The following is a 14,242-nucleotide window of genomic DNA, read 5'->3' as shown; positions in this document are numbered from 1 at the left end:
AGACGTCGTCTCAGGTCCTGTGTTCTGGTCGGCGTCGGTGGGTGGCGAGGGTCAGGGCCGCGCCGGTGAGGGTGAGGAGGAAGCCGGCGGTGAGGATGGTGGGCAGGTTGGCGCCGGTGACGGGGATGGTGGGTTTTGGGCTGGTGGGGTTGGGGATGGTGACTGTGGTGGGGTTGGAGGTGGAGGCTGGGCAGTTGTTGTCGCCGTTGTAGCGCGCCTGGATGTGGTGTGTGCCGGGTGTCAGGTGTGTGGCGGTGAGGGTTGCGGTGGTGGTGGGGTTTCCGGTCAGGGGTGTCGTGTCCAGGGTTGTCGTGTCGTTGTGGAAGGTCACGGTTCCGGTGGGGGTGCTGCCGGTGCAGGTCACGGTGGCGGTGAGGGTGAGGGGTTGATCCGGTGTCGGGTTGGGTGGGGTCGCCTGCAGGGTCGTGGTTGATGTCGACGGGACGACAGCCAGACTGTGGCGGTTGCCGGCGGCGGCGGCGGTGATCGTGGTGCCGGCTGGCAGGTCCACCGCGACGGGGGTCCTTCTGCGGGTGGCGGTGGTCCCGTCGCCCACCTGGCCGAAGGCGTTGTAGCCCCAGCCCAGCATGGTGCCGGTGGAGGTCACCGCCAGACTGTGGAAGGCGCCGGCGGAGATGGTGGTGATCGTGGTGCCGGTTGGCAGGTCCACCGCGATGGGGGTGCTGCTGTCCGTGGTGGTGCCATCGCCTAACTGGCCGAAGTTGTTGTGTCCCCAGGCCAGCAGGGTGTCGGCGGAGGTCACCGCCAGAGTGTGGACGGCACCGCCGGAGATGGTGGTGATCGTGGTGCCGGTTGGCAGGTCCACCGCAACGGGGGTGCTTCTGTCCGTGGTGGTGCCATCGCCCACTTGGCCGTAGATGTTGTAGCCCCAGGCCAGCAGGGTGTCGGTGGAGGTCAACGCCAGACTGTGGTAGGAGCCGGTGGCCACGGTGGTGATCGTGGTGCTGGCTGGCAGGTTCACCGTCACGGGGGTGCTTCTGTCCGTGGTGGTGCCATCGCCCAACTGGCCGTGACTGTTGTCGCCCCAGGCCAGGACGGTGCCGGTGGAGGTCAGCGCCAGATTGTGGCGGTCGCCGGCGTCCATGGCGGTGACCGTGGTGCCGGTTGGCAGGTTGACCGCGACGGGGGTGCTTCTGCGGGTGGTGGTGCCATCGCCCAGCTGGCCGATGAAATTTTCGCCCCAGGCCAGCATGGTGCCGGTGGAGGTCAACGCCAGACTGTGGCGGTCGCCGGCGGCCACGGCGGTGACCGTGGTGCCGGCTGGCAGGTCCACCGCAACAGGGGTGCTTCTGTCCGTGAAGGTCCCGTCGCCCAACTGGCCGGCACTGTTGTCGCCCCAGGCCAGGACAGTGCCGGCGGAGGTCAACGCCAGACCGTAGGCGGTACCGGCGGCGATAGCGGTGATCGTGGTATCGGTTGGCAGGTTCACCGCGATGGGGGTGATGCTGTCCGTGGTGGTCCCATCGCCCAACTCGCCGTCACCGTTGTTTCCCCAGGCCAGGCCGGTACCAGGAGGGCCCGCTGCCGCCGACGGCACGCTGTGCGCGAGCACGCGCGCCGCACCGACCGAGGTTATGCCCAACACGAGCGCCACCATCAGCGGCACCGCGAACAGCCCCCGCAGGCTTACGGGCCGTACCAAGCTTCTTCTCACGTCCGTAGCCTCGCCGGTCCAGCTCTCCACTACCCCCACCCCTCTGTCGTCTCCCCGCCACCGGCCCGTGTCCGACCACGGCCTGTACAACGACTCCGGACGGCCGCGGCATCGGGGCTGTCTCGCTTAGATCAACACTCCCCCGCTGGTCAGGTCTGGTCTGGTTGCCAGCCCTGCTTGACTGACTGTTGGCACTGGTTGGGTCGTCTCCGGTGGCGGTGGAGAGCGTGGTCAGCAGGAGGGGGCCGTGGGCGAGGGTCGGCCGGGGTAGGGGGCCGGTGGCGACGAGGGAGACCAGGCCGTGGGCGACGGCCCAGCTCTGGGTGGCCAGTTCGAGGGGGTTGGTGTCGGCGCGGTAGCGGTCGGCTCCGGAATACATAACATTGCCGTGTTATGTTTAGGTGGTTGAACCGACAGCTCCATGAAAGGGAGTCAGCATGACCATCACCCTGGTGAACCCCGAAGGGCTTCCGAAGGTCGACCTCTATTCCCAGATGGCGGTCGCCACCGGGTCTCGGCTGGTCTTCCTCGCCGGCCAGGTATCCGTGGACCCTGACGGGAACACGGTCGGCGTGGGTGACCTCGCCACCCAGGTCGAGCAGTGCTACCTGAACGTCGCCACCGCCCTGGCCGAGGTCGGCGGCTCCTTCGATGACGTGGCGAAGGTGACCGTGTACGTCGTCGACTGGACGCCCGACAAGATGGCGCTGCTGGGGGAAGGAATCGCGCGGGCGGCGGCGAAGCTGGGCGTCACCCTGGCCGCCCCGTTGACGGGCCTGGGCATCAGCGCCCTCGCCGGCCCCGACCTGCTGGTCGAGGTGGAGGCCACCGCAGTCCTGGACGGACCGGGCCGAGGAAAGGGTCCCAAGCGGGACTGAGAGTGACACGACGCGGCCGAACCGTCACGGGTAACCGTCGATGTTCGGCCGCGTCGGTAGCAACTCACCCGGACTGCCTGAGCCCGACTATCCCGCTGACCCTGGCCGGCCTGCCGCACCGGGACGCACGGCCACAGATCGGGGAGTGGGTAACGGATCCTCCTGGTGGGACTGGCGTAACTGCGCACCAGCTACGGCAGTGCGTTGTACCCACCTTTGCGACGTTAACGCCGTTCTGGCCGCCGTGGCCTCGATTCCACGATCCGCACAGGTGCAGACACCGGCGCTGGCGACCAAAAGCGATGTGTCAACGAGGCACACGACAACCGTAGACGGTGTCGTGGCCGGGCGGCCGACTACCGTACGGCGGGCTTCCCAGCGTTGGGGCGCCACCGGTGGAGCGCCGAGGACTTCGCCACCATCGCCAGTGCCCCTGATCTGCTATAGGCCCCTCCCAATGGGATGTGTGCCAGCATTTGACCATCAATCGAGGAGATGGCCATGAACCACACCCACCGCTCCCCAAGTGTCCTAGACAGCCTCGTCGCCGGGAAGTCCTGGGTTGGCCCGATCATGGACCCCACTACTGTCGACTGGCCCGTCCGTCCGGCCCATGCGGCGCTTCCGTTCCGCACAATCGGCGGTCGTCCGGTCACGCCGGCCCCGTCAACGGGTCTCCGTTACGAGCGGAACGAACTCGGATATTGGGGCGAGCGGCTTCGCACGAACGCCCTGGCTGCCGCCGAGGTTGTTGGCTCTACCGGCGTAAGGCGCCGATGGATTGTCATGATCGAGCGGTTAGACGGGTGCGGTTGGGCGCTGCCGGGTGGCTACATTGGTCCAGAGGAAGACCCGTGTGATGCCGCGAGGCGAAAGCTGTGGGAAGTAGCGCAACTGGTTGTGGAACCGTCTCCGGAGCGCCATCTCATGCTGGCCCGCTACATACCCGACCCCCGGGCACCCGACGAGGTGTGGATGGCCACTGTTACATCCTGCGTGAGCCTGGGCACCTACGACAACCACCGGCAATTGCCTAAGGTGGTCGGCGCGCTCGATGCCAGGCGCGCGCGGTGGGTGCCGGCACACACCTATACGGCGGTCTTCAAATACCTGGCCAGTAACTACGACGGCGACGTATTCCCGGCTGACCGGGCCTTGCTGGCTGAGGTGCTGGGATGAAGTGCTCGCCAGTCAGGAAGCAAGGTGGCACTTCGCCCCGGCGGTTGAACCCAGCGAGCTGGCGGTGTGGGACTGAATGCCGGCCAAAAGCATCCACCCAAGCCTAAGGCAACGGCCTCCGCCGGTAGCGGATGGTGTTGACTGAACCTCATGTCCGGTACCGAAAACCTGCTCGTCGAGGTAGACCAGCTCGCCGCCGAGATGCACGGTGACGACCCGCCGACCCTGCTCGACGTCCGCTGGCGCCTGACCGGCCCACCCGGGCGCGACGACTACGCCACCGGGCACCTGCCCGGGGCGATCTTCGTCGACCTGGACACCGAACTGTGTGGCCCGCCCGGCGTCGCCGGCCGGCACCCGCTACCCGAACCCGCCGCCCTCCAGGCCGCGCTACGGGCCGCCGGCGTCCGAGCTGGGCACCCGGTCGTGGTCTACGACGGTGGGGACGGCATGTCCGCCGCCCGCGCCTGGTGGACGCTGCGCTGGGCCGGTCACCGGTCGGTACGCCTGCTGCACGGCGGCCACCCCGCCTGGGTGGCGGCGGGGCTGCCCACCTCCACGGAGGCAGCCACCCCACGTCCCGGCGACGTTGAGGTGCGCCCCGGCGCCCTGCCGGTGCTGGTCGCGGCCGAGGCCGCCCAACTGGCCGCGGCCGAGGCGGGGACGCTGGTTGACGTCCGCGCCGCACCGCGCTACCGGGGGGAGTCCGAGCCGGTCGATCCGGTTGCCGGGCACGTGCCGGGTGCGGTCAACCTGCCGGCACCGGAGTACGTGACCGAGGGTCGCTTCCCCGCGGTCGACGTGCTGCGGGAACGGTTCGTCGCCGCCGGAGTGGTCGCCGCCGAGCCGGTCGGCGTCTACTGTGGCTCCGGCGTGACCGCCGCGCAGGCGGTCTTCGCCCTGCACCTGGCCGGTCGCCCGGATGCCGCCCTCTATGTCGGGTCCTGGAGCAACTGGGTCGCCGACCCGTCCCGCCCCGTCGTGGTCGGGCAGGAACCCGGGACCAACCCAGCCTGACCCCGCGGTCCCCAAGGCGCCGGCGCGGCGGCCCAGGCCGCGGCTGACCGCTCACTCTTCCGGGTACCGACCGCCCACGCCGTGCGACACCGGCGGCGTGGGCAGCGCGTGCGACGGGCCGGCCGAGTCCCCGTGCGACGATAGGCACCATGTCGGACGACACAGTGGTGGTGTGGGACGAGACGCTGCTCTCCTACAACCTCGGCGACCACCCCCTCGACCCGGTACGGGTCGAGCTGACCGTCGCCCTCGCCCGAGAGCTGGGGGTGCTCGGGCGTCCCGGGGTACGGCTGGTCGAGCCGAAGCCCGCCGACGACGAGCTGCTCACCCGGGTGCACGACCCGGCCTACCTGGAGGCCGTGCGAGCTGCCCCGCAGGATCCGCTCCGCACCGAGTTCGGGCTCGGTACCCCGGACAATCCGGTCTTCGCGCAGATGCACGAGGCCAGCGCGTTGGTCACCGGGGCCACCGTCGCGGCAGCCGAGGCGGTCTGGCGGGGCACGGCACGTCGGGCGGTCAACGTGGCAGGCGGGCTGCACCACGCGATGCCCGACCGGGCAGCCGGCTTCTGCGTCTACAACGATCCCGCCGTGGCCATCGCCCACCTGCTCGACCTGGGCGCACGCCGGGTCGCCTACGTCGATGTGGACGTGCACCACGGCGACGGGGTGCAACAGGTCTTCTGGGACGACCCCCGGGTACTCACGGTGAGCCTGCACGAGACCCCGCTCGCGCTCTTTCCGGGCACCGGGTTTCCCGACGAGACCGGCGGTGCGCCGGCCGAGGGAACCGCGGTCAACGTGCCGCTGCCACCGGGAGTCGAGGACGCCGGTTGGCAGCGGGCGTTCCACGCGATCGTGCCGTCGGTGCTGCGTGCGTTCCAGCCGGAGATCCTGGTCACCCAGTGTGGCGCGGACGCGCACCGGCTCGACCCCCTGGCTGACCTGCGCCTGTCGGTGGACGGGCAGCGTGCCACCTACCTTGCTCTGCGGGCGCTCGCCGACGAGCTCTGCGCCGGCCGCTGGGTCGCCACCGGTGGCGGGGGATACGCGTTGGTCGAGGTCGTGCCCCGGGCCTGGACCCACCTGCTCGCGGTGGCCACCGGTGCACCGCTCGCGCCGGCCACGCTCTGTCCACCCGCCTGGCGCGAGCTCGCCCAGGCCCGCCGTCCGGGGGAGGAGGTGCCGTTGCGGATGACCGACGACGTCAATCCGTCGTACGAGTCGTGGCAGCCCTCCGGGGAGCCGAACTCGGTGGACCGGGCCATCGTGGCCGCCCGCAAGGCGGTGTTCCCGCTGCTCGGGCTCGACCCGTACGACCCGCGCGACTAGGGCCCGTGTCGAGTCACCCGCCGGTCGCGCTGACCTTCGACGACACGAGCCCGAACGCGGCCGGGAGGAAGGACGCTCGCGTGACCACAGGTAACCTGACCACAGCTGAACAGCCAGTGGACGTGCTGCTCAGCGACGGCACCACCGTCCAGTTGCGGCCTATCCGGCCGGCGGACGCACCGGGCATCGTCGCCATGCACTCGCGTTTCTCCGAGCGCACCCGCTACCTGCGCTACTTCTCGCCGTACCCCCGGATTCCCGAGCGCGACCTGCGGCGGTTCGTCAACGTTGACCACCACGACCGGGAGGCGTTCGTCGTGCTGGCCAGCGACCAGATCGTCGCGGTCGGCCGGTACGAGCGGCTGGGTCCAGCCGCCACCGAAGCCGAGGTCGCCTTCGTGGTTGAAGACGCATACCAGGGCCGGGGCATCGGATCGGTGCTGTTGGAGCACCTCGCCGACGCGGCTCGGCGGGTCGGCATCCCGACCTTCGTGGCGGAGGTGCTGCCGGCCAACAACGCGATGCTCCGGGTCTTCGCCGACTTCGGCTATCAGGTGCGGCGTCAGTTCGCCGATGGTGTCGTGCACCTGAGCTTCCCGATCGCGCCGACCGAGGCGACCCTTGAGGTGCAGCGGGGCCGCGAGCACCGCACCGAGGCCCGATCGGTCGCCCGGCTGCTCGCGCCCCGGGGAATTGCCTGCTACGGGGCCAGCGCCACCGGGCAGGGGGTCGGGGCGGCGGTCCTCGGGCACCTGCGCGACTACGGGTTCACCGGTGCGGTGGTGCCGGTGCATCCGAGCGCGCGAATGGTGGCCGGGCTGCCCGCGTACCCGTCGGCCGTCGAGGCGGGCCTGCCGATCGACCTGGCGGTGGTGGCGGTGCCGCCGGCGGCGGTGGAGACGGTCGTCGCCGATGCGGCCGCCGCTGGAGCGCACGGCCTGGTCGTGATCAGCGCGGGTTTCGCCGAGGCCGGTGCGGACGGTGCGGTCGCCCAGCGCCGGCTGGTTCGGGCGGCGCACGCGGTGGGCATGCGGATCATCGGCCCGAACTGCTTGGGGATGGCGAACACCAGCACCGAGGTACGCCTGAACGCCACGCTGGCCCCGCGGCTGCCGGTCCCCGGTCGGGTTGGTCTGTTCAGCCAGTCCGGTGCGTTCGGGGTGGCGCTGCTGGCCGAGGTGGAACGGCGGGGACTGGGGCTGTCCAGCTTCGTGTCGGCCGGGAACCGGGCCGACGTCTCCGGCAACGACCTGTTGCAGTACTGGCAGGACGACCCGAACACCGATGTGATCCTGCTGTACCTGGAAACCTTCGGTAATCCCCGTAAGTTCGCCCGACTGGCCCGGGGCATCGGGCGGGAGAAGCCGATCGTCGCGCTCGCGCCGTCGGCCCACGCCTCCGGCCCCGGCCCGTCAGCGGAGGTCGCCGCGGCTTCGCCGTCACCGTCCCGGGACCGGCGCGCCGCCGGTGTGGCGGCGGCGAGTCACGGCGCGGTGGGCCCCGACGCGGCAGGTCCGGACGAGGCCGCCGTCAGCGCTCTCTTCGCCCAGTCCGGGGTGATTCGGGTGGCCACCGTCGCCGAACTACTCGATGTCGGTGTGCTGCTGGCCAACCAGCCGCTACCCGCCGGCGACCGGGTGGGGATCGTCGGTAACTCCTCGGCGTTGACCGGGCTAGCCGCCTCCGCCGCCACCGCGGTGGGGCTCGCCGTCGCCGACGGCTACCCCCGCGATGTCGGGCCAGACGCCGGGGCGGCCGACTTCGCCACCGCCCTCGGCGCCGCCGTGGCCGACGACGGGGTGGACGCGCTGGTGGCGGTCTTCGCCCCGCCGCTGCCGGGTCAGCTGCCCGACGCCGAGACCGACTTCACCGCGGCACTGCCCGCGGTGCTTGCCGGCGGCAAGCCCACCGTGGCGACGTTCCTGGCCGGACGCGCCCCCTCCGGGGTGCCCGCGTACCCGAGCGTGGAGGAGGCGGTGCGTGCCCTGGGGCAGGTGACCGCGTACGCCGGATGGCTGCGTCGCCCCACCGGCGCGCACCCGGAACTGTCAGACGTGGACCGGAACGCGGCCCAGGCGGCACTGCGGCCGGAGGCGTTCGATCCGGCCGGGCTGCTCGCCGCGTACGGGATCAACGTGGTCGAGTCGGTGCTGGTGGCCTCGGAGCAGGAGGCCGTCGCGGCGGCGCGAAAGCTGGGATACCCGGTGGCGATAAAGGCCGCCGCCCCTGGTCTGCGACACCGGCTGGATCTTGGCGCGGTCCGCCTCGACCTGCCCGACAAGGCGCGGGTACGACGCGCGTACGCGAAGATGGCGGCGGAGTTCGGGGCAGACGTCCTGGTCCAGCCGATGGTTCCGCCCGGAGTGGCCTGTGTGGTGGAACTGGTGGAGGACCCGGCGTTCGGGCCGGTGGTGGGCTTTGGTGTGGGGGGTGTCGCCACCGAGCTGCTCGGCGACCGGGCCTGGCGGGCGGTGCCGTTGACCGACCGCGACGCCGCGGAGTTGGTAGACGAGCCCCGCGCGGCCCCACTGCTGCGCGGTCATCGCGGGGCGGCGCCGGTGGACCGGAAGGCCCTGGCCGAGTTGCTACTGCGGGTCGGGCGGCTCGCTGACGAGCAGCCTCGGGCCCGCACCCTGACGCTGAACCCGGTGCTGGCCCGGCCGGACGGCTTGTCGGTGCTGCACGCCAGCGTACGGCTCGGTTCCGCTACCGTCCGCCCCGACACCGGGCCCCGCCGGCTGTGATTCGCCTTCGCGCGGCGTGGCCTCGGGAGCGCGGCCCCGGAGCCGGTCGCGTGGGTCAGCAGGCGTACGCCTCCAGGCGCTGTGCCCGCTCCGGGGCGCGTAGCTTGTGCAGTGTCCCCTTCTCGATCTGGCGGATCCGCTCTCGGGAGAGGCCGAATTCCCGACCGACCTCGTCCAGGGTGCGCTGCCGCCCGTCGTCCAGCCCGAACCGGAGCCGGATCACCGCCTGCTCCCGCTGGGAGAGAGTGGCGAGCACCCCCCGCATCTCCTGGCGCAACTCGCCGCAGCTGGCGGTGTCCTCGCTTCCGGCCGTCGAGTCCACCGCGGCGACGAAGTCGCCGAGCGGGCTCTCGCCGTCTTCGCCGACCGTCTGGTCCAGGCTCACCGGCTCCCGGTCGTAGGAGATCAGCTCGATCACCTGGATCTCCGGGACGTCCAACGCCCGCGCCACCTCCGCGACCGTGGGTTCGCGGCCCAGCGTGACCGACAGCTCGCGCCGGGTCCGCACCATCCGGTTGACCTGCTCGACCATGTGTACCGGGATGCGGATAGTGCGGGCCTGGTCGGCCATGGCGCGGGTGATGGCCTGGCGGATCCACCAGGTGGCGTAGGTGGAGAACTTGTAGCCCTTGGTGTAGTCGAACTTCTCGACGGCGCGGATCAGGCCGACGTTGCCCTCCTGGATCAGGTCGAGGAAGGCCATCCCACGGCCGGTGTAGCGCTTGGCGATGCTGACGACCAGGCGGAGGTTGGCCTCCAGCAGATGGTCCTTCGCCGCGCACCCCTCGGCGGCGACGAGCTCCAGGTCAGCACGGAGTGCGACGGAGACCGGTGTGCAGGTGGCCAGCTTGGTCGCGGCGAAGAGCCCGGCCTCGATCCGGCGGGACAGTTCGACCTCCTGGGCGGCGGTCAGCAGTTTCGTCCGGCCGATTCCCTGGAGGTAGGCCCGGACCAGATCGGTGGAGACACCGCGTTCGTCAGTGGCATCCAGATCGGTGAGGGTGTCGGCGCCGCTGGTGGGGCGTATCCCGTGATCCATCATCTGTAGAGCCATCTTTCGTCTCTCCCCGTATCCACGTTCTGTGCCGTGAGCCGGCGCGGTTCCGCCGGTTGACAGTCAGCTTGGTGCGTGGGGCGTGAAACGGGAGTGAGGCGCGATCCCGGGCGGGACCGGATCCGAGTGCTCGTGGTCACACCCAGCCTTCTCGGGCCGCGTACCAACCGAGCTGCATCCGGGACGCGGCCCCGGCGAGGTCCATCAGGTGGCGCAGCCGTCGCTGCAGGGTGCGCAGCGACAAGCCGAGTTGGCTGGCCACCACCGGGTCGGTGAGCCCGGCCAGGAGCAGGGTCAGGATCTGGCGGTCCAGGTCGGTTGGGCCGTCGGCGTCGGAGTCTTCGCTCAATGGGCCGTCCGCCGACAGGGTCAACGGGTGGGCACATCGCCACACGGCTTCGAACAGCGCGTCCATCGCGGCCAGCAGTCCGGTGCGATGTAGCAGCACCGCACCGGGCTCGCCCTCGGTTGTGGCCGTCAACGGGACCAGGGCCAGCGCGGCGTCAGCGATGATCAGCTTGATCGGTAGTGCCTCCGTCACCCGGATCTGTACACCGTCGCGGAGGGACTCCAGGGTCTCCGCGACCACGCCGGGCTCTGCCAGCGCCGGGCGGTCGATCACCACCCGGAACCGTACGCCCTGTCGCGCTGCCACCGACTCCACGGTGTTGGCGCCCGGTGGTACCGCGACGAAGGGAGGGGTGACGAAGCTGCGAACCTCCCGCCGGGCGGCGTGTTGCACCTGGGCGAACCGGTGACGGATGGCGTCCACCCCGGTGATCACCTCGATCAACTCGCCGAGGGAGCGTTCCGCGCTCGCCCCGCGGTACTCCTCGGCGAGCGTGACGAGGGCCAACTCCGCAGCGCGCAGCGCGGACTGCTGCTCGCCGATCAGCGCTCCGAGCGCGACCGCGGGCGGTGCCACCGAGAACGTCTCCTCCGATGCCTGCTTGGTCAGGCCGCGGTCGGTGAGGCGGGACAGCGCCGCCGTCACACCCGAGACGGGCATCCGCAGGGCGTTGGCCAGCTCAACCGGCCCGGCCTGACCCTGCCGGACCAGCAGGCGGTAGATCGCCTCGTCGTCGGGGCTGAATCCCAACACGCCCAGCATGAGTGGCTTCCTCCCTCGGCCCGCTGCGGCAGGGCGGGCATGAGCCATCCGGATCCACCTGGAACGGTCGTCCGCGCTGGCCGGAGGCCCCGGCGGGGTCCCCGGACGATACCGGTCCGGGGGCCCCGCCGGCCACTTCATCGCAGGCCGTAGGCGCGGATGAGCTCCTGTCGGATGGCGAAACCGGCGTCGGTTTCGGCGGCGGCGCGGAGGGAGATGAAGCCGTCGGGTTGCTTCGGCAGTTTCAGGGTTCCGGTGTGGCGGTTGTTGTCGCCGGGGGTGAGGGTGACGGGTTGCCAGGTGGTGCCGTCGTCGTAGGAGACCTCAAGCTCCACTGCGGTGATGGTGCCGGTGCCGGAGCCGCCGGGCTGTGGTTTGGCGGTGATGCTGATTTCTTGTTTGGCGCCGGCTTTGACGTCGCCTCGTAGGTCGGTCTCCAACTCGTAGTCGAGCTGCAGCAGGGTAAGCGGCTCCGGGGCGTGTCGGTCAGCATCGTTGGTGCTGGAGATGAAGTCCCACTCGGTGTGGGTACGGGTCGACAGTCGCCACTCCTCGGCTGGGCGCGACGCATCCAACACCAGCCGGTACGGCAGCGTCCCGGCCGGCACCTCCTTGTTTGGCAGGTAGGCGCCGATGGTGTTCTCGTGCAGCAGGGTGTCACCCTGGTAGAGCTTCATCTTGGTCGGCACCGAGCCGTAGCTCAGGTTTCCGGCGTGTTCTAGCTGGGTGCCCGAGGGGCTCCAGGACTGTACGTTGAGGAGCATGGTGTCCTGGTACCGGCTGTTGCTGACGCTGTAGCCGCGACCGAAAGCGGGCCGGACGGCGGGCGCGAACCAGTCCAGGCGGGTGGTCGTGCCCTTGGCGTACGTGTCGGTGAACGCCCGGTCCTCCCAGTCGCCCTGGGTGTGGCTTTCATGCCATTCCGTGTCTGGGGTGACCCATTCGGTACGGGTGCCGGGGTACTGCTCGCGCTCGGGGAACCCGATCGCGGGGATGAAGGTCAGGTCGTAGCGGTAGCCCCCACCCGTGGTGTCCTTGGCAGCGTGGTAATGGGCGTCGATTCGGGCCAGGTCGTGGCGGCTGGGGTGGTAGGTGAGGGGCTGGTCCGGTACCTGCTCTGACCAGGCCTGGCTCAGGTCGTAGATGGTGTCGGCGTACTCCTTCTGGGTGACCTTCAGGGGCGGCATGCCGTGTCTGGCGAATTTGATCAAAAGGTTTCCGATGTCCCGGTGGACGCTGGCGACGGGGATGGGGGAGTCGCCGACGTACCTGGAGTGGATTCCGGGGCTGTCGTTGACGACCAGGAGGAGTGCGGCTCCGGCGGCTGCTGCGGCGGCGGCCCGATCAGGTGCGCTGATGTCGTCGCTGCGGGTGACGACGGCGATTGTGCCGTCGGCGTCGAGGTCGGCGTACTCCTCGGGGGTGCCGGTGCCGGCGTGGACGGGGCGTAGCCATTGGGTGCCGGTGGTGATGGTGCTGCCGGCTTGGGCCACGGCGTCGATGGGGAGCAGGCCGAAGGCGCGCAGGCTCAGGACCGGCTCACCCTTACGCCACCGAGCCCCCAGGGTGAACGAGCTCTCGGCGGGCTTCTCGGTCGGCAGGACGTACAGGTCGTCGTACCAGATCGGAACTCGGTAGGCGAACCGGAAGCTGTCGGCGTTGGGGTAGTCGACGGCATAGTTGAGAGTGCGCTGTCGGTTCTCGGTGCGTTGGGGGGTGGCGGTGTCGAGGAGCCGGGCCTTGCTGGCGTCCAGCGTTACCTCGGTTGGTTTGTCCAGCCCAATCCCTGGGGCGACCAGGAGGGCGAGGCCGAGGGAGTCAGCTCGTTCACCCGCAACGTCGAAGTCACTGCTCAGGGTGTAGGTCCCGGGTGCGAGGCGCAAGGTCCGCTCACCGTCGACGGCGATGTATCCGGCGAACCTTTCCCCGGCCTCGTTTAGCAGGACGGTCGCGCTGGTGGGTTCGCCGTTGCGGTCGCGGAGTTTGATGGTGAGGTCGTAGCGCTCGTCTTCTTTGATGAGGCCGAGGCTGGTGCGGGTGACGGTTTCGCCGGTGGTGGGGTCGGTGCCGATGAGGTAGCCGGTGTGTTGGCCGATGTCGGCTGTCGTTGGGTCGCCGGTTACCGGGACGTCTATCTGGCCCTCGGCGGGCACGGTGATGGTGGCGTCGTTGAGGGTGAACGCGTCGATGCCGTTGAGGTTGAGGTTGAGGGTGACGGGGGTGGTGCTGGTGTTGGTGAAGGTGACGGGTTTGGTGACGGGGGTGTCGGTGGGCTGGTGTGGCCAGTCGAAGTAGCCGAAGTAGGTGGAGCCGGTGGCTTGTACCGGGTCGTCTACCGCTGCTGCCACGTCGAGGCGGCCGGTGCCGACCTGGTATGCGGAGTAGCTGTCGCTCAGAGCTTTGGTGCTGCTCATGAGGGCGTTCTTGAGTTGGGCGTTGGTCCAGATGGGGTGTTGTTGGGCGAGGATGGCGGCGGCTCCGGCGACGTGTGGGGTGGCCATGGAAGTGCCGTCGAGGCTTTGGTACATGCCGTCGCCGGTGCTGTGTTGGGAGCGGGCGGCGTTGATGGCGACGCCGGGGGCGGTGAGGTCGGGTTTCAGTGCGCCGGTGCCGGCCAGTGGTCCGACGCTGGAGAAGTAGGCGAGTTGGTCCTGCTTGTCGACCGCGCCGACAGTTAAGGCGCTGGCTGCGGTGCCAGGGGTGCCGATGGTCGTTCCGTTGTTGCCGGCGGCGATGACGAAGAGCGTGTCGTGCTGCGCGGAGAGGTTCTCCACCGCCAGGGTCATCGGGTCGAGTCCGTCGGTGCGGGACGGGTCGCCGAGGCTCATGTTGACCACGTCGGCGCCGGATTCGGCGGCCCACTGCATGGCGGCGATGATCCAGGAGTCGTAGCCGATGCCGTGGTTGTTGAGGACTTTGCCGATGATCAGGTCGGCTGCGGGGGCGACGCCGGTGTTGTCGCCGTTGGAGGCGGCGCCGGTGCCGGCGATGGTGGAGGCGACGTGGGTGCCGTGCCCGTTGACGTCGGTGGTGTTTTCGTTGGGGACGAAGCTGACGCTGTCCTGGATTTGGTCGGTGAGGTCGGGGTGGGTGTGGTCGATGCCGGTGTCGAGGACGGCGACGGTGACGCCGTCGCCGTCGTAGCCGGCTTTCCAGGCTTCGGGGGTGCCGACCTGGGGGACGCTGTCGGCGAGGGTGGCGTGTACCTGGCCGTCGAGCCAGAGCTTCGCGCCGCCGCTGCTGCTTTCCGCGC

General features: G+C 70.1%; 9 protein-coding genes. 5 read left to right on the top strand and 4 right to left on the bottom strand.

The features are described from left to right. Positions 1 to 10 precede the first annotated feature (10 nt). Positions 11 to 1,705, bottom strand: coding sequence for an RCC1 domain-containing protein (locus SALPAC3_RS0107135; protein ID WP_456300019.1), 1,695 nt, complete (start codon positions 1,703 to 1,705; stop codon positions 11 to 13). 407 nt (positions 1,706 to 2,112) lie between these two features. Between SALPAC3_RS0107135 and SALPAC3_RS0107125 the strand changes: the two genes are divergently transcribed. The 5 genes from SALPAC3_RS0107125 (at position 2,113) to SALPAC3_RS0107105 (ending at position 8,824) form a co-directional block, all read left to right on the top strand. Then, positions 2,113 to 2,553, top strand: a complete 441-nt coding sequence (locus SALPAC3_RS0107125) for a RidA family protein (RefSeq protein WP_018220564.1) — start codon at positions 2,113 to 2,115, stop codon at positions 2,551 to 2,553. Positions 2,554 to 3,054: 501 nt separating this feature from the next. Further along, positions 3,055 to 3,732 carry an NUDIX domain-containing protein gene (locus SALPAC3_RS26775; protein ID WP_232430471.1) on the top strand — a complete coding sequence of 226 codons (678 nt, stop codon included), beginning with the start codon at positions 3,055 to 3,057 and terminating at the stop codon, positions 3,730 to 3,732. Between the two features lie 150 nt (positions 3,733 to 3,882). Next, positions 3,883 to 4,749, top strand: a complete 867-nt coding sequence (locus SALPAC3_RS0107115; RefSeq protein ID WP_018220562.1) for a sulfurtransferase — start codon at positions 3,883 to 3,885, stop codon at positions 4,747 to 4,749. Between the two features lie 149 nt (positions 4,750 to 4,898). After that, positions 4,899 to 6,080 carry an acetoin utilization protein AcuC gene (locus tag SALPAC3_RS0107110; RefSeq protein ID WP_018220561.1) on the top strand — a complete coding sequence of 394 codons (1,182 nt, stop codon included), beginning with the start codon at positions 4,899 to 4,901 and terminating at the stop codon, positions 6,078 to 6,080. Between the two features lie 5 nt (positions 6,081 to 6,085). Further along, complete coding sequence (locus tag SALPAC3_RS0107105) at positions 6,086 to 8,824, top strand: bifunctional acetate--CoA ligase family protein/GNAT family N-acetyltransferase (RefSeq protein WP_080635133.1); 2,739 nt, start codon at positions 6,086 to 6,088, stop codon at positions 8,822 to 8,824. Positions 8,825 to 8,879: 55 nt separating this feature from the next. On the opposite strand, the gene sigB is transcribed toward SALPAC3_RS0107105, so the two are convergent. The 3 genes from sigB to SALPAC3_RS25465 all read right to left on the bottom strand — a co-directional run. Then, complete coding sequence (sigB, locus tag SALPAC3_RS0107100; protein WP_018828447.1) at positions 8,880 to 9,878, bottom strand: RNA polymerase sigma factor SigB; 999 nt, start codon at positions 9,876 to 9,878, stop codon at positions 8,880 to 8,882. Between the two features lie 136 nt (positions 9,879 to 10,014). Further along, positions 10,015 to 10,989 (bottom strand): hypothetical protein, encoded by a 975-nt coding sequence (locus SALPAC3_RS0107095; RefSeq protein WP_018220558.1) that lies wholly within the window; start codon positions 10,987 to 10,989, stop codon positions 10,015 to 10,017. A gap of 137 nt (positions 10,990 to 11,126) precedes the next feature. Further along, a partial coding sequence (locus tag SALPAC3_RS25465) for a S8 family peptidase (RefSeq protein WP_080635132.1) occupies positions 11,127 to 14,242 on the bottom strand: 3,116 nt, incomplete at its 5' end.

Source organism: Salinispora pacifica DSM 45544 (genome assembly GCF_000378845.1).
Lineage (GTDB): Bacteria > Actinomycetota > Actinomycetes > Mycobacteriales > Micromonosporaceae > Micromonospora > Micromonospora pacifica.
This window is presented reverse-complemented; position numbering and strand designations above follow the sequence as displayed.

Excerpts from the sequence above, each read along its gene's own strand:
- SALPAC3_RS26775 (WP_232430471.1), top strand. The coding sequence starts at position 3,055 with ATGAACCACACCCACCGCTCCCCAAGTGTCCTAGACAGCCTCGTCGCC.
- sigB (WP_018828447.1), bottom strand. The coding sequence starts at position 9,878 with ATGGCTCTACAGATGATGGATCACGGGATACGCCCCACCAGCGGCGCC.
- SALPAC3_RS0107095 (WP_018220558.1), bottom strand. The coding sequence starts at position 10,989 with ATGCTGGGCGTGTTGGGATTCAGCCCCGACGACGAGGCGATCTACCGC.
- SALPAC3_RS0107115 (WP_018220562.1), top strand. The coding sequence starts at position 3,883 with ATGTCCGGTACCGAAAACCTGCTCGTCGAGGTAGACCAGCTCGCCGCC.
- SALPAC3_RS0107110 (WP_018220561.1), top strand. The coding sequence starts at position 4,899 with ATGTCGGACGACACAGTGGTGGTGTGGGACGAGACGCTGCTCTCCTAC.
- SALPAC3_RS0107125 (WP_018220564.1), top strand. The coding sequence starts at position 2,113 with ATGACCATCACCCTGGTGAACCCCGAAGGGCTTCCGAAGGTCGACCTC.